At 73.3% G+C, this 25,610-nt stretch carries 18 protein-coding genes; 6 read left to right on the forward strand and 12 right to left on the reverse strand.

Annotated elements, in window-relative coordinates; all coding sequences use genetic code 11:
• Positions 1–175 precede the first annotated feature (175 nt).
• From OG956_RS13725 to OG956_RS13745, 5 genes are all read right to left on the reverse strand, one after another.
• Entirely contained in the window at positions 176–1,927 is a 1,752-nt protein-coding gene (locus OG956_RS13725; protein ID WP_330338271.1) for a serine/threonine-protein kinase, read from the reverse strand.
• A gap of 127 nt (positions 1,928–2,054) precedes the next feature.
• Positions 2,055–3,809, reverse strand: a complete 1,755-nt coding sequence (locus tag OG956_RS13730; RefSeq protein WP_330338272.1) for a serine/threonine-protein kinase — start codon at positions 3,807–3,809, stop codon at positions 2,055–2,057.
• A gap of 149 nt (positions 3,810–3,958) precedes the next feature.
• A complete protein-coding gene (locus tag OG956_RS13735; protein WP_330342831.1) occupies positions 3,959–6,853 on the reverse strand; it encodes a protein kinase in 2,895 nt (964 codons plus the stop codon).
• A 163-nt stretch (positions 6,854–7,016) separates the two neighbouring features.
• Complete coding sequence (locus OG956_RS13740; RefSeq protein ID WP_330338273.1) at positions 7,017–9,083, reverse strand: serine/threonine-protein kinase; 2,067 nt, start codon at positions 9,081–9,083, stop codon at positions 7,017–7,019.
• Positions 9,084–9,320: 237 nt separating this feature from the next.
• Positions 9,321–11,027 carry a glycerol-3-phosphate dehydrogenase/oxidase gene (locus OG956_RS13745; RefSeq protein ID WP_330338274.1) on the reverse strand — a complete coding sequence of 569 codons (1,707 nt, stop codon included), beginning with the start codon at positions 11,025–11,027 and terminating at the stop codon, positions 9,321–9,323.
• Between the two features lie 435 nt (positions 11,028–11,462).
• Here OG956_RS13745 and OG956_RS13750 point away from each other — a divergent pair, with 435 nt between their 5' ends.
• The gene (locus tag OG956_RS13750) at positions 11,463–12,671 is read left to right on the forward strand and encodes a nucleotide sugar dehydrogenase (protein WP_330338275.1); all 1,209 of its coding nucleotides are present in this window, start codon (positions 11,463–11,465) and stop codon (positions 12,669–12,671) included.
• A gap of 173 nt (positions 12,672–12,844) precedes the next feature.
• On the forward strand, positions 12,845–13,387 hold the full coding sequence (locus tag OG956_RS13755; RefSeq protein ID WP_330338276.1) for a hypothetical protein: 543 nt from the start codon (positions 12,845–12,847) through the stop codon (positions 13,385–13,387).
• Positions 13,388–13,454: 67 nt separating this feature from the next.
• Here OG956_RS13755 and OG956_RS13760 read toward each other — a convergent pair whose 3' ends face one another.
• From OG956_RS13760 to OG956_RS13775, 4 genes are all read right to left on the reverse strand, one after another.
• Positions 13,455–14,579 (reverse strand): GuaB3 family IMP dehydrogenase-related protein, encoded by a 1,125-nt coding sequence (locus OG956_RS13760; protein ID WP_330338277.1) that lies wholly within the window; start codon positions 14,577–14,579, stop codon positions 13,455–13,457.
• A gap of 124 nt (positions 14,580–14,703) precedes the next feature.
• On the reverse strand, positions 14,704–16,209 hold the full coding sequence (gene guaB / locus OG956_RS13765; protein ID WP_330338278.1) for an IMP dehydrogenase: 1,506 nt from the start codon (positions 16,207–16,209) through the stop codon (positions 14,704–14,706).
• 166 nt (positions 16,210–16,375) lie between these two features.
• On the reverse strand, positions 16,376–16,963 hold the full coding sequence (locus tag OG956_RS13770; protein WP_330338279.1) for a sigma-70 family RNA polymerase sigma factor: 588 nt from the start codon (positions 16,961–16,963) through the stop codon (positions 16,376–16,378).
• 1,048 nt (positions 16,964–18,011) lie between these two features.
• Complete coding sequence (locus OG956_RS13775; protein WP_003948568.1) at positions 18,012–18,623, reverse strand: response regulator transcription factor; 612 nt, start codon at positions 18,621–18,623, stop codon at positions 18,012–18,014.
• A gap of 379 nt (positions 18,624–19,002) precedes the next feature.
• Here OG956_RS13775 and OG956_RS13780 point away from each other — a divergent pair, with 379 nt between their 5' ends.
• Positions 19,003–19,332 carry a WhiB family transcriptional regulator gene (locus OG956_RS13780; RefSeq protein WP_330338280.1) on the forward strand — a complete coding sequence of 110 codons (330 nt, stop codon included), beginning with the start codon at positions 19,003–19,005 and terminating at the stop codon, positions 19,330–19,332.
• Between the two features lie 510 nt (positions 19,333–19,842).
• On the opposite strand, the gene OG956_RS13785 is transcribed toward OG956_RS13780, so the two are convergent.
• Positions 19,843–20,745: a LysR family transcriptional regulator gene (locus OG956_RS13785; RefSeq protein ID WP_330338281.1), complete on the reverse strand. Its 903-nt coding sequence runs from the start codon at positions 20,743–20,745 to the stop codon at positions 19,843–19,845.
• An 80-nt stretch (positions 20,746–20,825) separates the two neighbouring features.
• On the opposite strand from OG956_RS13785, the gene OG956_RS13790 reads away from it, so the two are divergent.
• From OG956_RS13790 to OG956_RS13800, 3 genes are all read left to right on the forward strand, one after another.
• A complete protein-coding gene (locus OG956_RS13790; RefSeq protein WP_330338282.1) occupies positions 20,826–21,494 on the forward strand; it encodes an MOSC domain-containing protein in 669 nt (222 codons plus the stop codon).
• 144 nt (positions 21,495–21,638) lie between these two features.
• The gene (locus tag OG956_RS13795) at positions 21,639–22,412 is read left to right on the forward strand and encodes an SDR family NAD(P)-dependent oxidoreductase (protein ID WP_330338283.1); all 774 of its coding nucleotides are present in this window, start codon (positions 21,639–21,641) and stop codon (positions 22,410–22,412) included.
• Positions 22,413–22,495: 83 nt separating this feature from the next.
• Positions 22,496–23,203, forward strand: coding sequence for an ester cyclase (locus OG956_RS13800; RefSeq protein WP_330338284.1), 708 nt, complete (start codon positions 22,496–22,498; stop codon positions 23,201–23,203).
• Between the two features lie 84 nt (positions 23,204–23,287).
• Here the strand turns inward: OG956_RS13800 and groL are convergent, their stop codons facing one another.
• A complete protein-coding gene (groL, locus tag OG956_RS13805; RefSeq protein ID WP_330338285.1) occupies positions 23,288–24,913 on the reverse strand; it encodes a chaperonin GroEL in 1,626 nt (541 codons plus the stop codon).
• 121 nt (positions 24,914–25,034) lie between these two features.
• Positions 25,035–25,343, reverse strand: coding sequence for a co-chaperone GroES (gene groES / locus OG956_RS13810; protein WP_067050959.1), 309 nt, complete (start codon positions 25,341–25,343; stop codon positions 25,035–25,037).
• Positions 25,344–25,610 lie beyond the last annotated feature (267 nt).

Genomic DNA, 25,610 nt, shown 5'->3' on the forward strand with positions numbered 1-25,610 from the left:
GGCCACCTGCCGGCCGCGGGCCGTGACGTCGCGTGTTCGGATAGCCGACGCGGCCCCCTGCCGTGGTGGGTGGCGGTGTCGTCCGGGCGGGTCTTCGCGCCGCCTGGCATGTCGCTGCCGTACTCGCCGTCGCCGCGGAACTTCTCGTCGTCGTACATCTGGGACCGCGCGGTGTTCAGGAACCGGCGCGGAAGGTGTCGACCGCCACGTCGAAGTACTCCTTCGCCTCGCGCACCTTGCCGACCGGCGCCGACACCCACACGTCGTACAGCCGCCCGGCCTCCTCCCAGCACAGGTCGTAGGTGTGGCGCGGGCCCTCGGCGGCGCTGAAGCCGTTCCAGGTGAACTCCCAGAGGGCGGCGGGGTGTCCGTCGTGCGTGGTGCGGGTGACCCGGCCGTCGTGGTAGCCGGAGTTGGTGGAGGGGCCGCCCGCGGCCGAGCGCTCCATCACGGCCTGCGGGCCGCCGGGCTGAGGATCGGCGACCTTGATGCCGAGCCGGAAGGTGCTGCCCGGTGAGAGGTAGAAGACGCGCTCGCCCTGCGGGCTGCGGGTGAAGTCGTCCGGTACGGCCAGGGAGAAGCCGGCCGGGTCGCGGGCCGTGCGGTAACCGGAGGGCGCGGTCGGCGGGCCGGCGCGGCCGGAGCCGGTGGCGGTGGGGTGTGTGGTGGTGGACGCCGGGCCGGAGGCGGTGGGTGACGTGGGCGCGGTGGCGCGCGTCCCGGTCCCGGTCGCCGTGGCCGCCGTCGGGGAGGCCGGCGTGCCGCCGGGGGTGCCGCCGCGCCCGCCGCCGTCCCGGTGCACCAGCAGGGCCGCCGCCGACACACCGGCCCCGGCGAGCGCGGCGACCAGCAGGGCCGCGATCAGCACCCCGCGCGTGGACGGCGTCCGGGCCGGGGCGGGCTGCGCCGGCGGGGCGGCACCGGCCGGCGGCTGCGCCGTACCGTGCGGAACGTCCTGCTGGGTCGGCGAGTACGGCGCACCGGCGTTCTGCGCCCGGCTCGCCGCCGCGGACCTCGGGGTGAGGCCACCGCCGATCCGGTGCATCAGCCCGGAGGCGGTGGTGGCGCCGGGTGACGGCCCCGCCGGCGGGGTCCGGCCCGTCTCCAGGTACGTGCGCAGCATCCGCTCGGCCTCCGCCGCGCCGAGCCGCCGGTCGGGGTCGCGTTCCAGCAGCCCCCGTACGACCGGCAGCAGCGGCTCGGCCTCGGCGGGTGGCCGGATCTCGGCGGCGACCACGGCGTGCAGAATGCCGCCTAGCGAGTCGCGCCGGAACGGCGACTCACCGCTGAGCACGGTGCACAGCAGCGCGCCGACCGACCACAGGTCGGACTCCGGGCCGGTGCGCAGCCCCGACATCCGCTCCGGCGCGGTGTATTCGGGCGAGCCGACGAAGGAGCCGGTCTCGGTGAGCGTGGTGGCGCCCGCGACCTGCGCGATGCCGAAGTCGGTGAGCACGACGCGTCCGGTGTCGGACTCGATGAGAACGTTCGCGGGTTTGATGTCCCGGTGCAGCACCCCCGCCTCGTGTGCGGTGCGCACCGCGCTGAGCAGGGCGATGCCGATCCGCGCGGCCTCGGCGGCGTCGACGGGGCCGTCCCGGGCGATCCGGTCGGCGAGCGAGACGCCCTCGATCAACTCCATGACGAGGTACGGCCGTTCGTCCTGCTCCACCACGTCGTGCACGACGATGATGTGCGGATGCCGCAGCTGGGCCACGGCCCGTGCCTCGCGAAAGGTGCGGTCCCGGCGGCGCCGCGCGTCGTCCTCGGCGAGGGAGTCGTCCGGGAGGAGTTCCTTGACCGCGACACGCCGGCCCAGCATCTGGTCGACGGCCCGCCACACGACGCCCATGCCGCCGCGCCCGATGCGTGCCTCCAGACGGTAACGGCCCGCGATCATCCGGAAGTCGGCGCCCTCGGTCCCCATGCGCCCATCATGCCTCACCGGACGCGCGCGCTCCGGGGCGCCGATCGGCCAAGCCGGGCCGAACGACCAGCGGTTTTCGGCCGTATCCGCGTCGTACGGCGGTACCCGGGAGCCCGGTGACGTCGCGTCAGCCGCCGGCCGGCTCCTGCCAGCTCTGCAGCACCCACCTGAACTGCCTGCTGGTCTTCGCCCAGTCCTTGGCCGGCGTGGACATGTAGATGGCGTACTCGGTGCCGGAGCCCGCGAAGTACGTCTCCTCGATCGCGTGGCGCGGGCCGGCGACGTGCGGCGGGTCCTTCTGCAGCGCGTACCAGGTGTACTCCCACAGCGAGCCGCTGCGGTCGCGGTAGGTGTTCCGCTTCAGGGCCACGCGCTTGTAGTCGACCAGCCGCTGCAACTGCTGTTCCAGGTTCAGCTGGTGGTGGTAGGCGTCGGCGAAGTCGGACGCGGTGTCGACGGCGATGCGGACGAAGTGGTAGCCGCCGTCGGGGCTGTAGTCGATCTGCTTGAGGCTGGGCCTGAGGTTGTCCTTGGACTCGACCACCGACCGCTTCCAGCCCTTGGGCAGGGAGATGCTGAAGCCGAGCGGGTCGTGATACACCCGCCAGTCGGCGGGCACGGTCCCGTCGCCGCCCGGCGTGGCGCTGCCGCTCGCCACGGGCGAGGCGGTGGCCGGACCCGCGTCGCCGCCCGGCCCGGTGTGCTGCTGGAAGCCGTCCCACTCCTGGAACGCCACCGCCGCGCCACCGCCGAGCACGGCCGCGAACGCGACGACGAGGGCGAGGGTGCGCAGCCGGCGCCGGCGCCGTACCGGCGCCGGGCGCTGCGGCGCGGGTGCCACGGCCGTCGGCCCGGACGTGGAGCGGCCCGGCTGCGCCGGCGCTCCCGGACCGTGGCCGGAGCCGGTCGCGGCGGGCTGGTATCCGGGCGCCTGGGCGGTGGGGCCGGTGGAGTCGTGGAACACGGCACCGGGGGCGGTGCCGTAGCCCGGGGCGGCCGGGTGGCCCGCGCCCGCCGCGTGCAGGCCCGAGCCCTGGGTCGGGATGAACGCCTGGGCCGTGTGCGGGCGGCGGCCCTCCGCCGCCTCCGCGAGCATCTGCTCCGTCTCCTCCACGCTCGGCCTGCGCTCCGGCTCCTTGCGCAGCAGGGCGGCTATGACGGGGCCGAGCGCACCGGCGTGGCGCGGCTCGTCGGCCTCCTCCTCGACGACCGCCTGCATGGTGCTCAGCGGTGAGGTGCGGCGGAACGGCGACCGGCCCTCGACCGCCGTGTAGAGCGTGGCGCCGAGCGCCCACAGGTCCGAGGCCGGGCCGGGGTCGTGGCCGCGCACCCGCTCGGGGGCCAGGTAGTCGACCGAGCCGACGACCTCTCCGGTGCGGGTGATGGTGGAGTCGCCCTCGATCTGGGCGATGCCGAAGTCAGTGAGCAGCACCCGGCCGTCCCGGCCGAGCAGCACGTTGCCGGGTTTGACGTCCCGGTGCAGCACGCCGGCGGCGTGCGCGGCGCGCAGCGCCCGCAGCACCCACAGCCCGATGCGCGCCGCCTCGCGCGGCTCGATGCGGCCCCGCTCCTTGACGGCGTCGGCCAGCGAGTTGCCCTCGACCAGCTCCATGACGATCCACGGGCGGCCGTCGTGCTCGAGGACGTCGTGCACCGTGACGACGGCGGAGTGGTTGATGCGCGCCGCGGCACGGGCCTCCGCCCGGGTACGGGCGAGCAGCACGGCCCGGTCGCTGTCGGAGACGTACAGCGCGGCGGTCAGCTCCTTGACGGCGACCGTCCGGTGCAGCACCTCGTCGTGGGCGCGCCACACCCGGCCCATGCCGCCGCTGCCGATGGAGTCGGCGAGCCGGTAGCGGCCCGCTATCAGCAGGCCCTGCATCTGATTCACGTTGCCCCGCAATGCTTTTGACAGGGTCAGACTAAGGACCGGCCCACCCGCTGGGAACCAGCGGGGTACCAAGGTGACAGCACTGTGACGCTTGTCGCCGCCCGAATCGGACAGGACGGCTCGGCCGGTATACGGGGAGCTCAACCGGTGTAGCGGTACGTCGCCGTCGCCTGCTCGTACAGCCGGGTCACCTGGTCCCGCTGAGCCTCCGGGCCGCGCACCTGGATGACGTGGTAGCGGCCGTTCAGCAGGATCGCCATGTTCCGCACGAACAGGTCGCGGCCCTGGCCGTCGGTCCAGGTGAACTGCCCCTCGGCCATGGTGCGTCCGCCCACCTCGATGGTGCGCAGTCCGGTGGCCGTGGCCCAGCTGGAGTCGCGGTACGGCTGGAGTTCGCGCTCCTTGTCGCGCTGATAGGCCATCGGGTCGCTGCCGTAGGCGGACGCGCCGTCCCGTCCGGGGACCACGACCAGCTCGAAGTTCCCGTGCGTGTAGACGACTTCGCCGCTGCCGTTCTTCGGGGTGCGCGCCCAGCCCTTGGCGACGGCGACCGTGAAGTCCTCGGGGTCCTTGCGCAGGGTGAACCCGTCGGCGGCGGACGGGGCGCCGCCGGTCTGCGGTTCGGTGGCGGGGGCGGAGGCGGAGGGGGTGCCGTCCTGCTGCGGGGAGGGCTTGTGCGTGGCCGAGGGCGCGGGGCCTGCCTCCCCCGCGCTGCCGGTGCGGTCGCTGCCCGCGGCCCCGCTCTCGCCCTGCTTCGGCATGAACAGCAGCGCGTACGCGATCGCGCCGGCCAGCAACAGCAGGATCAGCACGAGCAGGGTCCGGCCGAGGCTCCGCGGCGAGCGGACCTCCCGCTGGGCGCGCTCCGGGGCCCGCTTGTGCCGGCCGTGCGACGGGTGGGCCTCGGGCAGCCGCGCGCGCCGCCGCCGCATCCGCACCAGCTCGCCGCGGCGCCGGACGACCGGCAGCCGGCTCGGGTCGGCGGGCGGCACCGGTACGACGTGGGCGCCGGCGTCCGGCTCGGGCGCGGAGCGCACCAGCGAGCGCAGCCAGCCGCTCAGCTCCTCGAAGTCCGGGCGCTCGGTGGGGTCCTGCCGCAGCAGCGACTCCACGACCGGCCTGAGCGGGCCGCACTCCTCGGCGAACGCGGGCGGCTCGGCGCACACCAGCTGCACCAGCTCGGCCGTCGACTCCTCCGGGTACGGCGCGTGTCCCTGCACCGCCCGGAACAGCAGCGCGCCGAGCGCCCACAGGTCGGTCGCGGGCCCGACGGGCGCCGCCAACTGCCAGTTCTCGTGCACCGGTCCGGCCTGCTCCGGCGCCCACCGCTCGGTCACCGGCCCCACCACGGTCATCCGCACCTGCCGCGCCCGCTCGGCCGCCAGCGCGGTCCCACCACCACGCCGGGCGCCGCCCGGAGGGGCTCCGGCACCGTTCCAGTGGGTGTGCGTGGAAGCGATGGCGGCGGCGTCCGGCACCGGGGACCGGCCGGGGATGGGCGCGTGACCGGGACCGGCCTCCTGCCGCGCGGCGGGGAGGCCGGGGCGCTGGAGGGCACCGGGAGGGAGCTGGAGATCTCCAGGGAGAGCCGGGGAGGCGTCGGCGCCGGGGTACGGCGAGAGGCCGGCACCGGGACGCGGGAAGGCATCGGCACCGGGGCGCGGAGAGGTCTCGTCGGTGCCAGGACGCCGGGAGGCGTCGGCTGCGCCGGGACGCGGCGAGGCGCCGTGCCAGGGGGCGCCCCGCACGCCGTAGGGGTCGGCGATCCGTCCGGGCGGGGTGGCGGTGTCCGGCCCACCGGGGTGGTCCGTCCGTCCGGGGTACGGCGACCGTGCCGTGCCCTCGGCGCCGGTGTCGCCCTCGATGGCCGGCCGGGCGCCGGGCAGGGCGGCGCGCCCGTTCTGCCGGGCCTCCTGCACCCGCGCGGCGGCACGCGCGCCCGCGCGGTACGCGGCGATGGCCCCGGCGCGGGCCGCACGGATGTCCGCGCCGTTCGCCGGCTGCCCCTGCCCTGCCGGGCCGGGCACACCACTGCCGCCGGACACGCCGTCGGCCCCCGGCGCCGGCAGCCCGCCGGCGGCCCTCGCCTGGATCGCGGCCCGCCGCGCGGCCTCGGGATCGACGTCCGCGGAAGGGACGTGGGCCTGGACTCCGGCGGCGGCTTGGGAAGGCACTCCCGTCGGAACCCCGGAGGACCCTCCGGTCGACCCGCCGGTCACACCGCCGGGCCGGCCCTCCAGGCCAGGGACCTCCGCCCGGCCCCCGCCGAACGGCGCCGGCTCCGCGCCCGAGCCGGAGCGGGCGCCCTGCGGCCCCGGCCCCGGCCCCGGTCCCCCGGCCACCGCGCCCGCGTCGGCCGTGCCGTCCGCCGTACCGTCCTGGTCCGGCACCGGGTCGTACCCGCACAGCGCCTCCTCCGCGGCGCCGACGGCGAGGCCGGTCAGCATCACCCGGCCGTCGTCGCAGACCAGCACCGTGCGCGGGGTGATGTTGCGGTGCACCCAGCCGTGGGCGTGCAGGACCCTCAGCGCCATGAGCACGTCGGCGGCGACCTCCGCCGCCCGGTACGGCGACAGCGGCTGCTCGGCGAGCAGCGCGGCCAGCGGACGGGCGGCCACCAGCTCGCTGACGATCCACAGCGACCCGCCCTCGGCGAACACGTCGAAGACCTGGTCCAGGCGCGGATGGTCGGGGATGCGGGCCGCCGCCTGCGCGGCCTCGACGGCGCGCCGCACGGCCGGGTCGGCGGGGCGCCGGGTGGCCGTGCGGGCCTCCGCCGTCCGCCGCACCCCGGCCCCGGTCCCGGCCCTGGTGCCGGTCCCGGCTCCGCGCTCACGCGCGGTGAAGCCCTCGGGCAGCCCCTCGGCGTCCAGCACCTCCGCCTCGACGACCTCCGGCAACGGCACCTGACGGACCAGCACTTCCTGGCCGCTGTAGGTGTCGAAGGCGCGGGTCTCGGTGAGTTCGTACTCGTCGGAGGGCGGCAACGGCAGGCGGTAGCGGTCGGCGAGCACCCGGCCCGCGTAGTCCTCCACGTTGCCTCCCCCGGCCACCCGGTCGGTCACATCCGTTCGCCTCGCGGCCCGTTTCGCACACGCTTCCGGCTGCGTACGGTCCGCAACCATTCACGATACGTGCCGGAGGCAACCCGCACGGAGTGGATGACGGATTCTCACGCCTCAAACCCGCGTCGGACGTCTAGGACTTGGGCTTGAAGGAGCCGGTGAGCGTCTTCCAGGTGTCCCTGCGCAGCGCGCTGTCCCAGTCCGCCGCCTGCGCGGTGTACATCAGTCCGTAACCGAGGTGGCCGCCCACCACGAAGCCGCGGTCGATTGCGCGGTACTTGGTGCCGCCGTCGACGTAGGTGAACTCCCAGTCGGCCGTGTTCCAGTCGCGGTAGGCCACCTTCGCGATGCGGATGCGGTGGTACTGGGAGCGGACCATGTAGTGCTCCTGGTTCTCCCAGTCCGCCACCGGGTCGGACTTGGGAGCACTCGTCCATCCGATGAGCAACGTCTGCCCGTCCGGACCGGCGTAGCGGTCTCCCGCGCGGCCGGTGGACCGGTACGACCATCCCTCGGGCAACCCGATCGAGTACCCCTGGCCGCCCTTGTGGGTCGACGCCACCGGCGCGCCGGCGCCGTCCTCGGAGCCGGTGGCGCCGGTCGGGGCGGTGGCGCCGGTGGACGCGCTCGCGTCGACGGCGGTGCCCGACCCGGAACCGGCACCGCCCGACGACGGGCTCGCCGCGCCCGTGCGGGCCGTGCCGCCCGTCGCCTTGTCGCTCGTGTCCCGCTCGGTGGACGCGCTGATGCTCGCCGCCGCCTTGGCCCCGCCGCGCTTGCCGGTCTTGTCGTCGCCGCCGAAGGCGAAGGCCAGGACGGTGGCGAGCACGGCGAGGACGATCACCACGGCGATGATCACCAGGGTGCGCCGGGGCACCACGTCGGTCAGCGGCGCTCTGGGCACCGGGCGCGGCGGCAGGTCGAGGTCCGGCGGCGGCACCACCGGCCAGCCCGAACTGGGCTTGTTCGCGCTGGAGTTCGGCACGGCGGCGGCGCCGGAGGCCGGGCCGGCCTGCCGTCCGGCGGCTCCGGCGCCGGGGCTGCCGGAGGAGACCGGCCGCGTCCCGCCCGGGGTGCCCGGTCGTGCCCCGGCGCCGGGGCCGCCCGGACCCGCCGCGGCACCGGCACGCGCCGCCGCCGTGTCCGCGCCGCTCTTCGTCCGGGCCGACGCCGCCGCTCCGGCCCCGCCGGCCGCCTTGCGGACCGCGCGCAGCGCGCCGCGCAGCTTCTCCGCGGGGTCCTCGCCCCGCTTGGCCCCGCCCCGCCCGTCCTCGGCCGGCCCGGGATGCGCCGGCAGCGGAACCACCCGCGTCGCGTCCAGCGGCTCCGGCTCGGGCGCGTGGATCACCGCGTTGAGCATCGCCCGGGCCCCGGCGTCGTCGAGCCGCTTGGCCGGATCCTTGGTGAGCAGGCCGTAGATGACGTCCTTGAGCGGGCCCGCGTTCTTGGGCTCCTCCAGGGGCTCGGTCATCACGGCGGTGAGCGTGGCGATCGCCGAGCCCTTGTCGTACGGGGGGACGCCCTCCACCGCCGCGTACAGCAGGCCGCCCAGCGACCACAGGTCGGCCGCGGGGCCCGGCTTGTGGCCGCGGGCGCGCTCGGGGGAGATGTAGGAGGGGGCGCCGACGAGCATGCCGGTGGAGGTGATGGAGGGGTCGCCCTCGACCTGCGCGATGCCGAAGTCGGTGAGCACGACCCGGCCGTCCTCGGCGATGAGCACGTTGGACGGCTTCACGTCCCGGTGCAGGATGCCCTGGCGGTGCGCCGAGCGCAGCACGTCGAGGATGGCGAGCCCCACCTCGGCGGCGCGCTTGGGCTCCAGCAGGCCGTCCTCGCGGATGACCTCGGCGAGGGACTTGCCCTCCACCAACTCCATGACGATCCACGGCCGGTCGTCCTCGTCGACCACGTCGAACACCGTCACCGCGCTGTTGTTGCGGATCCGGGCGATCGCCTTGGCCTCGCGCAGGGTGCGCGTGATCAGGCGCCGCTTCTCCTCCTCGTCGATGTTCGACGGGAACCGCAGCTCCTTGACGGCGACCGTCCGGCCCAGGGTCTCGTCCTCGGCGCGCCAGACCGTGCCCATCCCGCCCCGGCCGAGCACGTCTCCCAGCCGGTACCGCCCGGCGAGAAGACGGCGCTCGCTCTTGTCCTGACGAGTCCCCTGACGAGATGTGCCCGCCCGCTCCGCCTCCGACATGCGTCCCCTCATACAACCCGCCCTGACAGAGGCTCCATTGTCTCTCACCCGCCGAGTGCCGAGCGCCCAGGGTGCCCCTGATCGCCGCCCCGGCCGCGCGCACCGGAAACCCTCCGGAAGCGACCGTTCCGCCTATCGGGACGAGGGGCTGCAAGAGCGGAGGAATCGGCAGGTTGACGCCGTATCAGGCGCCGCCGCCGGGGCGGGCCGCAAGGGTCCCGCCCCGGCCCGGTGCGGCTACAGCGGCACGATGTCCGGGGCTCCGAGCCGGGCCGCGTCCGCCGTGAGGTCGTCGGGCTGGCGCTGGGACTCGCGCTCGGCCTCGACCCGTTTCTCGTAGTGCTGGATCTCGCGCTCCGTCTGGTCCTTGTCCCAGCCGAGGACCGGCGCCATCAGCTCGGCCGCCTCGCGGGCGCTGCGGGTGCCCCGGTCGAAGGTCTCGATGGATATGCGGGTGCGGCGGGTCAGGACGTCGTCCAGGTGCCGGGCGCCCTCGTGCGAGGCGGCGTACACCACTTCGGCGCGCAGATAGTCGTCGGCGGCCTGCAGCGGTTCGCCGAGGGCGGGGTCGGCGGCGATGAGGTCCAGGACCTCCTCGGCCAGGGAGCCGTACCGGTTCAGCAGGTGTTCCACGCGGGCCACGTGCAGTCCGGCGCGGGCGGCTGTCCGGGCGCGCGCGTTCCACAGCGCGTGGTAGCCCTCCGCGCCCAGCAGCGGGGTCTCCTCCGTCACGCAGTCGGCGACCCGCATGTCCAGGCCGTGCACCGCCTCGTCGACCGCGTCCTTGGCCATCACCCGGTAGGTGGTGTACTTGCCGCCCGCCACGACCACGAGTCCCGGCACCGGGTGGGCGACCGTGTGCTCGCGGGACAGCTTGCTGGTGGCGTCGGACTCGCCGGCGAGCAGCGGGCGCAGCCCGGCGTACACGCCCTGCACGTCGTCGCGGCCGAGGGGCACCGCGAGCACCGAGTTGACGTGCTCCAGCAGGTAGTCGATGTCGGCGCTGGAGGCGGCCGGGTGGGCCTTGTCCAGGCTCCAGTCGGTGTCGGTGGTGCCGATGATCCAGTGCCGGCCCCAGGGGATGACGAAGAGGACGGACTTCTCGGTGCGCAGGATCAGGCCCGTCGTGGAGTGGATGCGGTCCTTGGGCACGACCAGGTGGATGCCCTTGGACGCGCGGACGTGGAACTGGCCGCGCTCCCCCACCATGGCCTGGGTGTCGTCGGTCCACACACCGGTGGCGTTGACGACCTGCTTGGCTCGGATCTCGTACTCCCCGCCGCCCTCCACGTCCCGCACCCGGGCGCCGACCACCCGCTCGCCCTCGCGCAGGAACCCGGTCACGCGCGCGCGGTTGGCCGCCTTCGCGCCGTACGACGCCGCCGTGCGCACCAGGGTGGCGGTGAAACGGGCGTCGTCCATCTGGGCGTCGTAGTACTGCAGGGCGCCGACCAGGGCGTCCTTCTTCAGGCAGGGGGCGACCCGCAGGGCCTGGCGGTGGGCGAGGTGGCGGTGCAGGGGCAGGCCCCGGCCGTGTCCGCGCGCCATGGACATCGCGTCGTACAGGGCCACGCCCGAGCCCGCGTACAGCCGCTCCCAGCCCTTGTGCTGCAGCGGGTACAGGAACGGCACCGGCTTGACCAGGTGCGGGGCGAGCCGCTCCAGGAGCAGGCCGCGCTCCTTCAGGGCCTCGCGGACGAGCGCGAAGTCCAGCATCTCCAGATAGCGCAGACCGCCGTGGATGAGCTTGCTGGACCGGCTGGAGGTGCCCGACGCCCAGTCGCGGGCCTCCACCAGGCCGGTGGACAGGCCGCGGGTGACGGCGTCCAGCGCGGTGCCGGCGCCGACCACTCCCGCGCCGATCACCAGCACGTCCAGCTCCCGCTCCGCCATCGCCGCCAGTGCCTCGGCGCGCTGTGCCGGGCCCAGAGTCGCTGTCCTCACGCTGCCTCCCGCTGTCGCAGACTCGCTCGCGTCGGCCGCACCCGGTGGGCGAAGCCCGGATCATTCCCGTTCACCAGGCGGTTCGCCTCCGGGGCGCCTCAGCCGGTGCCGGGAGGCCGAACGTGCTCAGCGCTGCGCGCCTCCGCGCGTTCGGCCTCCCGGCACCGGCGCGCCCCTTCGGCTCACTCTCTGCCTCTTCGGCTCACTCTCTGCCTCATGCCCAAATTCTGACCGGATCGCCCGACTTCAGCCACCACGGCAGCCGAACCTGTGGACAACGCGCACGCAACTCGCGCAGAACCCTTCGGAAGACACACGAACACAATCACACATAACAGTCATATGGGTATCTAGCCTGGCATCGCACTCGCTCATCTCGCCCACAGCGGTTGCGCAACTGTCCCGCTTCGGCTATCGGGAAGGACGGCCCACGCCATGCCCGCAGACCTCGCCGTCATCGGACTCGGCCCCTACGGCTTGCCGCTCGCCCAGGCCGCAGTCGCCGCAGGCATCTCCACCATCGGCTACGCCACCGGACCCGAGGCGGGCTCGCTCAGCCCCGCCGAGCTGCGCCGGATGCACTCGGGCGGATTCCGGCCCGGCACCGACCCGGCCCAGCTCGGGCGGGTGCGCACCGCGGTGATCTGCGCGCCGACCCCCCGCGGCGCCGACGGCGGACTCGACCTCGGCCAGGTGGAGGCGGCCGCCCGTGCCCTCGCCGAGCGGCTGCGCCCGCACACGACGGTCATCCTTGAGTCGCCGGTGCTCCCCGGCACCACGGAGGACTTCCTGCGCCCCCTGCTGGAGAAGGGCTCGGGGCTGCGCGCCGGGCGCGACTTCCACCTCGCCTACTCGCCCAGCCGGGTCGACCCCGGCAACCGCGACCACACCCCCGCCGGCACGCCCAAGGTCATCGGCGGCCTCACGCCCGCGTGCACCGAGTCGGCCGCCGCCTTCTACGCCCGGCTCACCGACAAGGTGGTACGCGCGCGTGGACTGCGCGAGGCGGAGACCGTGCAGCTGCTGGAGACCAACTTCCGGCACGTCAACATCGCGCTCGTCAACGAGATGGCCGTGCTCTGCCACGAGCTGGGCGTCGACCTGTGGGACGTCATCCGGTGCGCCGAGACCAAGCCCTTCGGCTTCCAGGCGTTCCGCCCCGGACCCGGCGTCGGCGGGCACGGCGTCGCGCAGGACCTGACCGGCCACGCCACCCGCACCCTGCGCATGGTGGAACTGGCCCAGCAGGTCAACAGCCGGATGCCCCGCTACGTCGTGCAGCGCGCCGCCACCCTGCTCAACGAGCACGGCAAGTCCGCCCGCGGCGCGCGCGTGCTGCTGCTCGGCGTCACCTACAAGCCCGACCTCGCCGACCTGCAGGGCACTCCGGCCCAGGAGATCGCGGTCCGGCTGATGGAGCTGGGCGCCTCGGTGAGCTACCACGACCCGTACGTGGCCTCCTGGACCGTCCTGGACCGTCCGGTCCCGCGCGCGGACTCGTTCTACGAGGCCGCCGCCGTGGCCGACCTGACGATCCTGCTCCAGCAGCACCGGACGTACGACCTGCAGGGGCTGTCGGTGAAGGCCCAGCTGCTGCTGGACACCCGCGGGGCCACGCCCACGGGGGCGGCACACCGGCTCTGAGCCCGGGCGGTGCCGCCGGGCCCCGCCCGGTCACGAAGGGAAAACGGCCGAGGGCGTTGTCGTCCCCGGCTGTTAGTCTCCCCCGGACTCGCGGCACACGCGCGTGCCGGGGTTTCGTCGTTTCCTTGGTCAGTTGTGATCCGTACCGGATCCATATCGGGGGGTTTTCTGTCATGAGCCAGTCAGTTCCGCCGGCGCAGCCGCCGCAGCCGGGTCCGGTCGACGGCAACCCGTACGCCGAGCAGGCCCCGGCCGGCGCGCCGTACCCGCCGCAGCCCGGCGCCTACGCCCCGCCGGCGCCGGCCGCCGCGGCCCGGAACAACGCCGTTCTCGGCATCGTCGCCGCGGTCGTCGCCGCCGTGGTCACCGCCGCGCTCTACGGCCTCGTCATCGGTGCCACCAAGCACGAGATCGGCTACGCGGCCGTCGGCGTCGGTTTCGTCGTCGGTCTCGCGGCCGGCAAGGCGGGCGGCCGCAACCCGGCCCTGCCCGTCGTCAGCGCGATCCTGGCGCTCGGCTCGGTGTACGTCGGCCAGCTGGTGGGTGAGGCCGTGATCGGCGCCGACCAGCTGCACGTGAGCTTCAGCGAGCTGTTCTTCCAGCACATCGACGTGGTCCAGAAGGTGTGGAAGGAAGACGCCGATCCGCTGACCTTCCTGTTCTTCGCCATCGCCGCGTTCGCCGCGTTCTCCGGCGCCAAGAAGGCCGCCGCGTAACGCCTTCCCGCACGCGACAGGGGCCCGGCCACCTCCTCGGTGGCCGGGCCCCTGTGCGTCGTCCGCGTCAGCGGCGGTGCTGGCTGTCCGCGACCGTCACCTCGACCCGCTGGAACTCCTTCAGCTCGCTGTAGCCGGTGGTGGCCATGGCGCGGCGCAGGGCGCCGAAGAAGTTCATCGAGCCGTCGGGGGTGTGGGACGGGCCGGTGAGGATCTCCTCGATCGTGCCGACCGTGCCCAGGTCGACCTTCTTGCCGCGGGGCAGCTCCTCGTTGACCGCCTCCATGCCCCAGTGGTGGCCCTTGCCGGGGCCGTCCGTGGCGCGGGCCAGCGGGGAGCCCATCATCACCGCGTCCGCGCCGCAGGCGATCGCCTTGGGCAGGTCGCCGGACCAGCCGACGCCGCCGTCCGCGATCACGTGCACGTACCGGCCGCCGGACTCGTCCATGTAGTCACGGCGGGCGGCCGCCACGTCGGCGACGGCCGTGGCCATCGGGACCTGGATGCCGAGGACGTTGCGCGTGGTGTGGGCGGCGCCGCCGCCGAAGCCCACGAGCACGCCCGCGGCGCCCGTGCGCATCAGGTGCAGGGCCGCCGTGTAGGTGGCGCAGCCGCCGACGATCACCGGGACGTCCAGCTCGTAGATGAACTGCTTCAGGTTCAGCGGCTCGTGCGAGGACGAGACGTGCTCCGCGGAGACCGTCGTACCGCGAATGACGAAGATGTCCACGCCCGCGTCCACGACCGCCTTGGAGAACTGGGCGGTGCGCTGCGGGGAGAGCGCGGCGGCGGTGACCACACCGGAGTCGCGCACCTCCTTGATGCGCGCGCCGATCAGCTCCTCCTTGATGGGCGCCGCGTAGATCTCCTGCAGACGGCGGGTGGCGTGCTCGGCGGGCAGCTCGGCGATCTCGTCCAGCAGCGGCTGCGGGTCCTCGTACCGCGTCCACAGGCCCTCGAGGTTGAGCACGCCGAGGCCGCCCAGCTCACCGATGCGGATCGCGGTGGCCGGGGAGACGACCGAGTCCATGGGGGCGGCCAGGAAGGGCAGCTCGAAGCGGTAGGCGTCGATCTGCCAGGCGATCGAGACCTCCTTCGGGTCCCGCGTACGGCGGCTGGGGACGACGGCGATGTCGTCGAAGGCGTACGCCCGGCGGCCGCGCTTGCCGCGCCCGATCTCGATCTCAGTCACGTCTGTGGCCTTTCCCTGATGCGTTGCAGCGCCTCCCAGTATCGCCGACGGGTACGGCAACGGCGGCCCCGGATGCTCCGGAAGCCGCCGTCGATGCCCGTCACGCGCGCGTGGGGACGCCGTCTCAGCTCTTGCTGCTGTAGTTCGGCGCCTCGACCGTCATCTGGATGTCGTGCGGGTGGCTCTCCTTCAGGCCCGCCGAGGTGATCCGCACGAAGCGGCCCTTGGACTCCATCTCCGCGATGGTGGCGGCGCCCACGTAGCCCATGGTCTGGCGCAGGCCGCCGACGAGCTGGTGCAGCACGTTGGCCAGCGGGCCGCGGTAGGGCACCTGGCCCTCGACGCCCTCGGGGACGAGTTTGTCGTCGGAGGCGACCTCGGCCTGGAAGTAGCGGTCCTTGGAGTACGACCTCGCCTGGCCGCGGGACTGCATGGCGCCGAGCGAGCCCATGCCGCGGTACGACTTGAACTGCTTGCCGTTGATGAACAGCAGCTCGCCCGGGGACTCCTCGCAGCCGGCGAGGAGGCTGCCCAGCATCACCGTGTCGGCGCCGGCGGCCAGCGCCTTGCCGATGTCGCCGGAGTACTGCAGGCCGCCGTCGCCGATCAGCGGGATGCCGGCGGGACGGGCCGCGAGGGAGGCCTCGTAGATGGCGGTGACCTGGGGGACGCCGATGCCGGCGACCACGCGGGTGGTGCAGATGGAGCCCGGGCCCACGCCCACCTTGATGCCGTCCACACCGGCGTCGATCAGCGCCTGGGCGCCGTCGCGGGTGGCGACGTTGCCGCCGATCACGTCGACGGACACGCTGGACTTGATCTTGGACATCCAGCTCAGCGCGTTGCTGTTGTGGCCGTGCGAGGTGTCCACGACCAGGAAGTCCACACCGGCCTCGGCGAGCGCCTGGGCGCGCTCCAGCGCCTCGGGGCTGGCGCCGACCGCGGCGCCGACGAGCAGCCGGCCCTCGGCGTCCTTCGCGGCATTGGGGTACTGCTCGGCCTTGACGAAGTCCTTGACCGTGATCAGGCCCTTCAGGACACCCTCGTCGTCGACCAGCGGCAGCTTCTCGATCTTGTGCTTGCGCAGCAGTTCCATGGCGTCCGGGCCGGAGATGCCGACCTTGCCGGTGACCAGCGGCATCGGGGTCATGACCTCGTGCACGCGGCGGGTGCGGTCGCTCTCGAAGGCCATGTCGCGGTTGGTCACGATGCCGAGCAGCTTGCCGGCCGGGTCGGTGACCGGGACGCCGCTGATGCGGAACTTCGCGCACAGCGCGTCCGCCTCGGCGAGCGTCGCCTCCGGGTGCACCGTGATGGGGTCGGTGACCATGCCGGACTCGGACCGCTTCACCAGGTCGACCTGGTTGACCTGGTCCTCGATGGACAGGTTGCGGTGCAGCACGCCGACACCGCCGAGGCGGGCCATCGCGATCGCCATCCGGGACTCGGTCACCTTGTCCATCGCCGCCGACAGCAGCGGGATGTTGACGCGGACGTTGCGCGAGATGCGGGACGAGGTGTCGACCGCGTTCGGGAGCACCTCGGATGCGCCCGGCAACAGCAGCACGTCGTCGTAGGTCAGCCCGAGTGTCGCGAATTTCTCGGGCACTCCGTCGACGTTGGCAGTCATGACACCTTCCCCAAATGGCCTTGATCGGTGCGGATGTCCATGCTAACGGGAAGCATCGTCAGCACATTCCACGGTACGGGGTGACTTCAGGCTTCGTATGTTCGTACGGAAACGGACCGCACACCTGTTCAACAAGGGGAGCAGCTCAGGCCCCACGCACGGGGCGTCACTGCTCGGCGAGCGCGCGCAGGCGGCTCAGCGCCCGGTGCTGGGCGACCCGGACCGCGCCGGGTGACATTCCCAACATCTGCCCCGTCTCCTCCGCGGTCAAGCCCACGGCGATGCGCAGCAGGAGCAGCTCGCGCTGGTTCTCGGGGAGGTTGGCCAGCAGCTTCTTGGCCCACTCGGCGTCGCTGCTGAGCAGGGCGCGCTCCTCGGGTCCGAGGGAGTCGTCCGGGCGCTCCGGCATCTCGTCGGAGGGGACGGCCGTGGAACCCGGGTGGCGCATGGCGGCGCGCTGCAGGTCGGCCACCTTGTGGGAGGCGATGGCGAAGACGAACGCCTCGAAGGGGCGGCCGGTGTCGCGGTAGCGGGGCAGCGCGAGCAGGACGGCGACGCAGACCTCCTGGGCGAGGTCCTCGACGAAGTGACGCGCGTCGCCCGGCAGCCGGGACAGCCGGGTGCGGCAATAGCGCAGCGCCAGCGGGTGGACGTGGGCGAGCAGATCGTGCGTGGCCTGCTCGTCCCCGTGGACGGCGCGATGGACGAGTGCACCGATCGCCCCGTGGGCCGTGCCCGCCTCGTCGTCGCGCATCGGTCCATGGTGCCTTGTGGCCGTCCGGTCCGTCGCATTGTGCTCGTGGTTGTGCACCGAAGCGTTATGAGCAGGTGCGCCGGCACTCATTTCCTGCGCCCTCCCCTTCCGCTCGACCGACTCGTCCCCGAGAGACTCCACATCTCAAGGATGCGGCATCCGCGCGGAAACGAGCAGCGCCCGTCCGGCGGGCCCCCTTGTGCGGCGCCCGCCGAGGGATCCCGCGCCCTCTCACGCCGGGGGCGGGCACGGCCCCGCCCCGCGCGTCCCGGCCGTCACCGAGCCGCGCCCACCACGGGTGTTCACGGCGCGCGCGTCCGGCGCCGCGCCCGGCGGGCGCTGTGCCGTGCGGTGCCCCGGATGTGATCGGGTCCACCTCCGGGCCCGTCCCTCGCGGCCGCCGCACGGCCGCGTCCGAGCGCAACCGCGACACCCGGTACGGCATTTCACCGCCGCCCGCCGGGGCCGAGAGCACCGCCGTCGGGGCCGTCGGTGCGCCGCCGCACGCGAACAGGATGCGCGGGGCGCGCCCGTGCGCCGACGGAGCATGGGGACATGAGAAGGTGCGGCGCGCGCGTGCCCCGAACGCGTGGCGGCCCGCCCTCCTGGCCGGGCCGTGCTCCGCCCGTGCAGGCCACGCTTCCGCCCGAGCCGCGCAGACCCGGGGCCGGCCGTCGGGGGCGCGGGGCCGCAGGACGGGCCGTCCGCTGCCCGCCCGGGACACATCGGCACGCCACCGGCACCGAGGACGCCGCCGGCCCGGGGCGCCACCGGGACCGGCGCACCGCTGCCGAGCACGTCGGCGCGCAGCGGGATACGACCCGGATCCACCGATACGCCCACCGGAACCGCGGAGCGTGTGCGTCCGCCCCGCATCCGGCAAGGGCCCGGCGCGCACGCCGCCACGCTCCGGGCGCCCGGCACGGTGCCGTAACGCCCTCGTGCTCGGGTCGGCGGGCAGGCCGGAAGGTGGACCCGCTGCTGCCGGGGAGGCGGACGCGCGCCCGGTGCCGGGCGGTCCCGCCTGCCCCGCAGGGCTGGGCACCGCCTACCGGACCAGTCCCCAGCGGAAGCCGAGCGCCACCGCGTGGGCCCGGTCCGAGGCGCCGAGCTTCTTGAACAGGCGGCGCGCGTGCGTCTTGACGGTGTCCTCGGAGAGGAACAGCTCGCGGCCGATCTCGGCGTTGGAACGGCCGTGGCTCATGCCCTCCAGCACCTGGATCTCACGCGCGGTGAGCGTGGGCGCGGCGCCCATCTCGGCCGAGCGCAGCCGGCGCGGGGCCAGCCGCCAGGTGGGGTCGGCGAGGGCCTGCGTCACCGTGGCCCGCAGCTCGGCGCGCGAGGCGTCCTTGTGCAGATAGCCCCGGGCGCCGGCGGCGACCGCGAGGGCCACGCCGTCGAGGTCCTCGGCGACGGTGAGCATGATGATGCGCGCGCCGGGGTCGGCGGACAGCAGCCGGCGCACGGTCTCGACGCCGCCCAGGCCGGGCATGCGCACGTCCATCAGGATGAGGTCGGAGCGGTCGGCGCCCCAGCGGCGGAGGACTTCCTCGCCGTTGGCCGCCGTCGTCACGCGCTCGACGCCGGGCACGGTCGCGACCGCGCGACGGAGCGCTTCTCGGGCAAGCGGGGAGTCGTCGCAGACGAGGACGGATGTCATGGCCGCCCTCCGCAGCTGATGCGCGTCACCTTGAGCCTCCAGGCTGGTACGGAATCTCACCTGTGCGGTCGACCGTCTCGGACGCCTGCCCGAGCGCTTGTGTTTTCAACCGCCTCCGCACTCTCAACGACGGTCACCCGAAAGAGTTACGGGGCTACATGCCGTCTTCGGCACTCTACGTGAGGGTTCCGACACGGCGCAGACATGGACGGCAGACCCTCAACTTTTCATCACAACTATGCCCCGTTTGGATCCATTTCTTCCCGTTTCGCGGTGTCCGAGGCTAGATTCGCAATGAGTCATATTTTCATCTCCTTAGACCGGAGATGTACGGTCGATGGCACCGTATCCGCTCAGAACGGCTACAAGGGGTCACGTAATGGCAGATTTCTCCCGCCTTCCCGGACCGAACGCGGACCTGTGGGACTGGCAGCTGCTGGCTGCCTGCCGCGGCGTGGACAGCTCGCTCTTCTTCCACCCCGAGGGCGAGCGCGGGGCGGCTCGGAGCGCTCGCGAGAACTCGGCCAAGGAGGTCTGTATGAGATGCCCTGTCCGCGCGGAGTGCGCGGCGCATGCGCTGGCGGTGCGCGAGCCGTACGGCGTCTGGGGCGGCCTGACCGAGGACGAGCGCGAGGAGTTGATGGGGCGTGCACGCAACCGTCTGGTGACCGCTTCGGTCACCGGTACGGACGCCGCCCGGAATCACTGAAGGAACGATTCTGCACCCGAGGATCACCGGGTGCGCTTGCCTCCACCAGGGCACGTCACGTCGCCACGTGCGTGCCCTCGACTCTGCCGCCGGATCCGCCGGCCCGCCTCCGGACGCCCCGACCCCGCCTCCGGATCCCGGGCCCGCCTGCCGATGCCCCGACCCCGCTTCGGCTCCCGGACCCGCCTGCCGATGCCCTGACCCCGCTTCGGCTCCCGGGCCCGCCTCCGCACGCCCCGATCCGCTTCCGGATCCCCAAGCCCGCCTTGCGATCCCCGACCCGCCTCCGGATCCCCGAGCCTGGCTTGCGGTCCCCGACCCGCCTCCGGACCCACGACCCGCCTCCGGCTCGACGACCTCCTTGGATCCCCGACCCGCCTCCGGCTCCACGACCCCCTTGGATCACCGACCCGCCTCCGGCTCCACGACCCCCTTGGATCCCCGACCCGCCCCCGGATCACCGACGCCCGCGTTGGGATCCCCGCGCCGGCCCCGCGCCCCCGGATCCCGCTACGACGGACGACCCGCCGCCCGCGCCAGCTGCTCCAGCGTGGCGGCGACGGCCGGCACCCGGGCCAGGTCGGGCAGGGTGAGGGCGACGATCTCGCGCCGTACCGCCGGTTCCAGCCGTACCGTGCGCACGCCCCTCGGCCGTACCGACTCCACGGCCAGCTGGGGCAGTACGGCGACGCCCAGGCCCGCGCCGACCAGGCCGGCCACCGCGGGATAGTCGTCCGTGGCGAAGTCGATGCGCGGGGTGAAGCCCGCCCCCTCGCACACCTCGACCAGCTGGCCGCGGCAGCGCGGGCAGCCCGCGATCCAGGGCTCCCCCGCCAGCTCCCCGATCGCGACGCTCTCCGCCCGGGCGAGCCGGTGCCGCTCCGGCACCAGGGCCACCAGGCGGTCCATCAGCAGCGGCCGTACGACCAGGTCGTCCCAGTCCTCGACGACCGCCGCGCCCTCGTAGCGGAAGGCCAGGGCCAGGTCGCAGTCGCCGTCGCGCAGCAGCTCCACGGACCTCGGCGGCTCGGCCTCCTCCAGGGAGACGCGGGTGCCGGGGTGGGCGGCGCGCAGGGCGGCCAGTGCGGTGGGGACCAGGGTGGAGCTGCCGCTGGGGAACGACACCAGCCGGACCCGGCCGGCTCTCAGGCCCGCGATGGCGGCGATCTCCTCCTCGGCGGCGGTGAGCCCGGCGAGGATGCCGGAGGCGTGCCTGACCAGGGCCTCGCCGGCCTGGGTGAGCCGCATCTCGCGGCCGCTGCGGACCAGCAGCGGGGTGCCGACCGAGGTTTCCAGGGCCTTCATCTGCTGGCTGACGGCGGGCTGGGTGCAGCCCAGCTCGCGCCCCGCCGCCGAGAAGGAACCGGTGGTGGCGACGGCGCGCAGGACGCGGAGATGACGGGCCTCGATCACCCTTCGAGCATAAGGGCTGCTTGGGGTAAGCGCACGATATTCGCTCGACGCTTTGGGGTGCGTCCCGTACCGTCGCGGTCATGAAGCTTCTCTCGGTCAATCTGGGCAGCCCCCGGCCGGTGCCGTACACGGACCAGCCGCAGGGCGTGACGGGCATCGACAAGAGGCCGGCCGACGGGCCGGTGCGGGTGGCGGCCCCGGGGCCCAAGGGGGTCGGCGGGAGCGGGCTGGCCGGGGACGCGGTGTGCGAGCTGCGGCATCACGGCGGGGACGACCAGGCGGTGTACGCCTACGCGCGCGAGGACCTCGACGACTGGGAGCGCGAACTGGGCCGGTCGCTGGCCAACGGCTGCTTCGGGGAGAACCTGACGACGGACGGTCTGGAGGTCTCCGGCGCCCTGATCGGAGAGCGCTGGCGGATCGGTTCCCAGGTGGTCCTCGAGGTGACCTCGGGCCGTATCCCGTGCCGCACGTTCCAGGGCCACACGGGCGAGCGCGGCTGGGTCAAGAGGTTCACACGGAAGGGCGCAACCGGTGCCTACCTCCGGGTGATCGAGCCGGGCGAGATACGGGCGGGCGACCCGATCGAGATCGTGCACCGGCCGGGCCACGGAGTGACGGCGGCGCTGGAGTTCCGCGCGGTCACCACCGAACGGGAGTTGCTGCCACGGCTGCTCGCCGCGAGCGAGGCGCTGCATCCGGAGTCCCTGGCGGCTGCGCGCAAGTACGTGTCACGGCAGGGTGGCTGACGGGGCGTCAGCCCGGGAGCGGGCGCGGCCGCGTGGCGGCCGCCCGCGCACCCGTGGGCGGGACCGCGCCCACTCTGCCGCACGTGCCGCCTCCCCTGGCCGAGGCCGGCGGACGCGGTCGCTCCGGGTCACTAACCTTGGGTCATGACAACGGCTCTGATTACGGGATCGACCGCGGGAATCGGTGCCGCGTTCGCGCGGCGGCTGGCGGCTGACGGGCACGACCTCGTCCTGGTCGCGCGGGACACCAAACGGCTGCGCGAGCAGGCGACCGAACTGCACGACCGGCACGGCATCGAGGTGGAGGTGCTGACCGCCGACCTCGCCGAGGACAAGGGCATCGACACGGTCGCCGACCGCCTCGGCGACCGGAAGAACCCGGTCGACCTGCTGGTCAACAACGCCGGCTTCGGCAACAAGGGCCGCTATCTCGACGTATCCATGGCCGACGAGCTGAGGATGCTCAAGGTGCACTGCGAGGCGGTGCTCCGGCTGACCTCGGCGGCGGCCGGGGCGATGCGCGAGCGCGGCCGGGGCGGGGTCGTCAACGTCGCCTCCGTGGCCGCGTTCGTGCCGCGCGGCACGTACGGCGCGTCCAAGGCGTGGGTCGTGCAGTTCACCCAGGGCGCGGCCAAGGACCTGGCCGGCAGCGGTGTCCGGCTGATGGCGCTGTGCCCCGGCTTCGTGCGCACCGAGTTCCACCAGCGGGCCGGGATGGGCACGGACAACATCCCCGGCTGGATGTGGCTGGACGCCGACAAGCTGGTCGCGGCGGCCCTGGCCGATCTGGCCCGCGGCAAGACCCTGTCGATCCCCGACCCGCGCTACAAGGCGCTGATGGGCCTGGTGAAGGTGACCCCGCGCGGACTGCTCGGCGGGATCACGTCGAAGACGGGGCGGAAGTACGGACCGCAGTAGCCGCGGCGGCCGACGGGTGCGGCCGGCGTACCGGTGCGAGAATGAGCTGACGAGACCGGACCAGGGGGCCGGGAGGCGGCGTCATGACCTTCGTGCAGCTCATCGAGTGCCGGACGAGCCGGCTGGACGAGATGAACCGGCTCATCGACGACTGGGTCGCGCAGACCAGGGGGAAGCGGACGGCGACGCACGCGCTGGTCGGCAAGGACCGGTCGGACTCGTCGCACATCGTGGAAGTGGTGGAGTTCCCGTCCTACGAGGAGGCGCTGCGGAACTCCCGCCTCCCGGAGACCGACAAGATCTTCCATCAGATGGCCGCCCTGTGCGACGAGACGCCGACGTTCATCGATCTGGACGTCGTACGGGAGGAGACGCCCGCCGAGGACATGGTGCGCCGGTTCTACGCGGCGCTCGCGACCCCCGGCGAACTGCCGCCGCTCAACGACCTGCTGGACGAGGACGTGCACAGCCACGATCCGGTCGGCCCGCAGGACGTCATCGGGCTGGACAACGCCCGCAGCGAGTTCCGGATGTGGCGCGGCGGCTTCGACTTCACGTTCACGGTCGAGGACCTGCTCGCCCAGGGCGACCGGGTGTGCGCGCGGTGGACCTGGAACGCCACGCACAAGGGCGACTTCCTCGGCATCCCGCCCACCGGCAGGAAGGTCACCATGACCGGGATGACGCTGTTCCGGTTCACCGCCGACGGCAAGATCGCCGAGATGTGGTGGCAGGACGACCAGCTGGGGCTGATGCAACAGCTGGGCGCGCTGGACGAGTTGGAGCGGTAGCCGGGCCTCGTCCCGTGGGCCCGGGCAGGGCCGAGGCCCGGCTCCCCCTCCGGGGCGCCGGGCCTTGGCTCAGGAGCGTGTCGCTCAGTGGGCGTGGCCGTGGCCGTGGCCCGCGGCGGCCGGCTCCTCCTCTTCCTTCTTCTCGACGACCAGGGTCTCGGTCGTGAGCAGCAGGGAGGCGATGGAGGCGGCGTTCTCCAGGGCGGAGCGGGTGACCTTGACCGGGTCGATGACGCCGGCCTTGATCAGGTCGCCGTACTCGCCGGTGGCGGCGTTGTAACCCTGGCCCTTCTCCAGGTCCTTGACCTTGGAGACGATGACGTAGCCCTCCTGGCCGGCGTTCTCGCCGATCCAGCGCAGCGGCTCGACCACGGCGTTGCGGACGACCGAGACACCGGTGGCCTCGTCGCCGGCCTTGCCGAGGTTGCCGTCGAGGACCTTGGAGGCGTGCACCAGGGCGGAGCCACCACCGGAGACGATGCCCTCCTCGACCGCGGCGCGGGTCGCGGAGATGGCGTCCTCCAGGCGGTGCTTCTTCTCCTTCAGCTCCACCTCGGTGGCGGCGCCGACCTTGATCACGCACACGCCGCCGGCCAGCTTCGCGAGGCGCTCCTGGAGCTTCTCGCGGTCCCAGTCGGAGTCGGTGTTCTCGATCTCGGCCTTGATCTGCGCGACGCGGCCCTGCACGTCCTCGGACTTGCCGGCGCCGTCGACGATCGTGGTGTCGTCCTTGGTGACCGTCACGCGGCGGGCGGAGCCCAGCACGTCCAGGCCGACCTGGTCGAGCTTGAGGCCGACCTCCTCGGAGATGACGGTGGCGCCGGTGAGGACGGCCATGTCCTGCAGCATCGCCTTGCGGCGGTCGCCGAAGCCGGGGGCCTTCACCGCGACGGCGTTGAAGGTGCCGCGGATCTTGTTGACGACCAGGGTCGACAGGGCCTCGCCCTCGACGTCCTCGGCGATGATCAGCAGCGGCTTGGAGGAGCCGGCCTGGATGACCTTCTCCAGCAGCGGCAGCAGGTCCGCGATGGCGGAGATCTTGCCCTGGTGGATCAGGATGTACGGGTCGTCGAGGACGGCCTCCATGCGCTCCTGGTCCGTCACGAAGTACGGCGACAGGTAGCCCTTGTCGAAGGCCATGCCCTCGGTGAAGTCGAGCTCCAGACCGAAGGTGTTGGACTCCTCGACGGTGATGACGCCGTCCTTGCCGACCTTGTCCATCGCCTCGGCGATCAGCTCGCCGACCTGCTGGTCCTGGGCGGACAGCGCGGCGACGGCGGCGATGTCGGACTTCTCGTCGATCGGGCGGGCCGAGGCGAGCAGCTCGTCGGAGACGGCCTTGACCGCGGCGTCGATGCCCTTCTTCAGAGCGGCCGGGGAGGCGCCGGCGGCGACGTTCTTCAGGCCCTCGCGGACCAGCGCCTGGGCGAGCACGGTGGCGGTGGTGGTGCCGTCACCCGCGATGTCGTTGGTCTTGGTCGCCACCTCCTTCACCAGCTGCGCGCCGAGGTTCTCGTACGGGTCCTCGATCTCGACCTCGCGGGCGATCGTGACACCGTCGTTGGTGATGGTGGGGGCGCCGAACTTCTTGTCGATGACGACGTTGCGGCCCTTCGGGCCGATCGTCACCTTCACCGTGTCGGCCAGCTTGTTGACGCCGCGCTCGAGGGCGCGACGGGCGTCCTCGTCGAACTTCAGGATCTTCGCCATGACAGCGGGAGCCCTCTCGGAAATCTGTGGGTGGTGAGACAACTGCGCCCCGGGCGCCCGGCTTCGTTATCGGTCGCGGGGGCCAGGGGCGCAGCTCAAGAGCAGAAGGTGCTCGAGGTGATCACTTCTCGATGACCGCGAGCACGTCGCGGGCCGAGAGGACGAGGTACTCCTCGCCGTTGTACTTCACCTCGGTGCCGCCGTACTTGCTGTAAAGGACGACGTCGCCGACCTTGACGTCGAGCGGAAGGCGCTCGCCGTTCTCGAAGCGGCCCGGGCCCACGGCGAGGACGGCGCCCTCCTGGGGCTTCTCCTTCGCGGTGTCCGGGATGACCAGGCCAGAGGCGGTGGTCTGCTCCGCATCCAGCGGCTGGACCACGATGCGGTCCTCGAGCGGCTTGATGGCAACCTTGGAGCTGGTGGTCGTCACGATCCGACCTCCCCCTTCGGAGATCTCACGGGGTTAACTGTCTGAGGTGGCGACCAGGTCGATCCGTCGTCGCGGGTGCCGGACCTGCCCGTCGCGTTGTTGGCACTCTCCCTGGGGGAGTGCCAGAGCCGAGACTATGACCGCGATTAGCACTCGGTCAAGCGGAGTGCCAATGCCGTGCGGCGCGTCGGCCGAATCGCGTGCTCCCCCGGCTCCTTTGTGCGCCGGCGCGCCGCGTGCGGAGCGGGTTCGAGCCGCCGATGCGCC

This window comes from Streptomyces sp. NBC_00557 (assembly GCF_036345995.1).
GTDB lineage: Bacteria > Actinomycetota > Actinomycetes > Streptomycetales > Streptomycetaceae > Streptomyces.

Bases quoted from the DNA above. Each gene is read 5' to 3' on its own strand.
- OG956_RS13725 (WP_330338271.1), bottom strand. From the start codon at position 1,927: ATGGGGACCGAGGGCGCCGACTTCCGGATGATCGCGGGCCGTTACCGT.
- OG956_RS13730 (WP_330338272.1), bottom strand. From the start codon at position 3,809: ATGCAGGGCCTGCTGATAGCGGGCCGCTACCGGCTCGCCGACTCCATC.
- OG956_RS13740 (WP_330338273.1), bottom strand. From the start codon at position 9,083: ATGTCGGAGGCGGAGCGGGCGGGCACATCTCGTCAGGGGACTCGTCAG.
- OG956_RS13750 (WP_330338275.1), top strand. From the start codon at position 11,463: ATGCCCGCAGACCTCGCCGTCATCGGACTCGGCCCCTACGGCTTGCCG.
- OG956_RS13755 (WP_330338276.1), top strand. From the start codon at position 12,845: ATGAGCCAGTCAGTTCCGCCGGCGCAGCCGCCGCAGCCGGGTCCGGTC.
- guaB (WP_330338278.1), bottom strand. From the start codon at position 16,209: ATGACTGCCAACGTCGACGGAGTGCCCGAGAAATTCGCGACACTCGGG.
- OG956_RS13770 (WP_330338279.1), bottom strand. From the start codon at position 16,963: ATGCGCGACGACGAGGCGGGCACGGCCCACGGGGCGATCGGTGCACTC.
- OG956_RS13775 (WP_003948568.1), bottom strand. From the start codon at position 18,623: ATGACATCCGTCCTCGTCTGCGACGACTCCCCGCTTGCCCGAGAAGCG.
- OG956_RS13780 (WP_330338280.1), top strand. From the start codon at position 19,003: ATGGCAGATTTCTCCCGCCTTCCCGGACCGAACGCGGACCTGTGGGAC.
- OG956_RS13790 (WP_330338282.1), top strand. From the start codon at position 20,826: ATGAAGCTTCTCTCGGTCAATCTGGGCAGCCCCCGGCCGGTGCCGTAC.
- OG956_RS13795 (WP_330338283.1), top strand. From the start codon at position 21,639: ATGACAACGGCTCTGATTACGGGATCGACCGCGGGAATCGGTGCCGCG.
- OG956_RS13800 (WP_330338284.1), top strand. From the start codon at position 22,496: ATGACCTTCGTGCAGCTCATCGAGTGCCGGACGAGCCGGCTGGACGAG.
- groL (WP_330338285.1), bottom strand. From the start codon at position 24,913: ATGGCGAAGATCCTGAAGTTCGACGAGGACGCCCGTCGCGCCCTCGAG.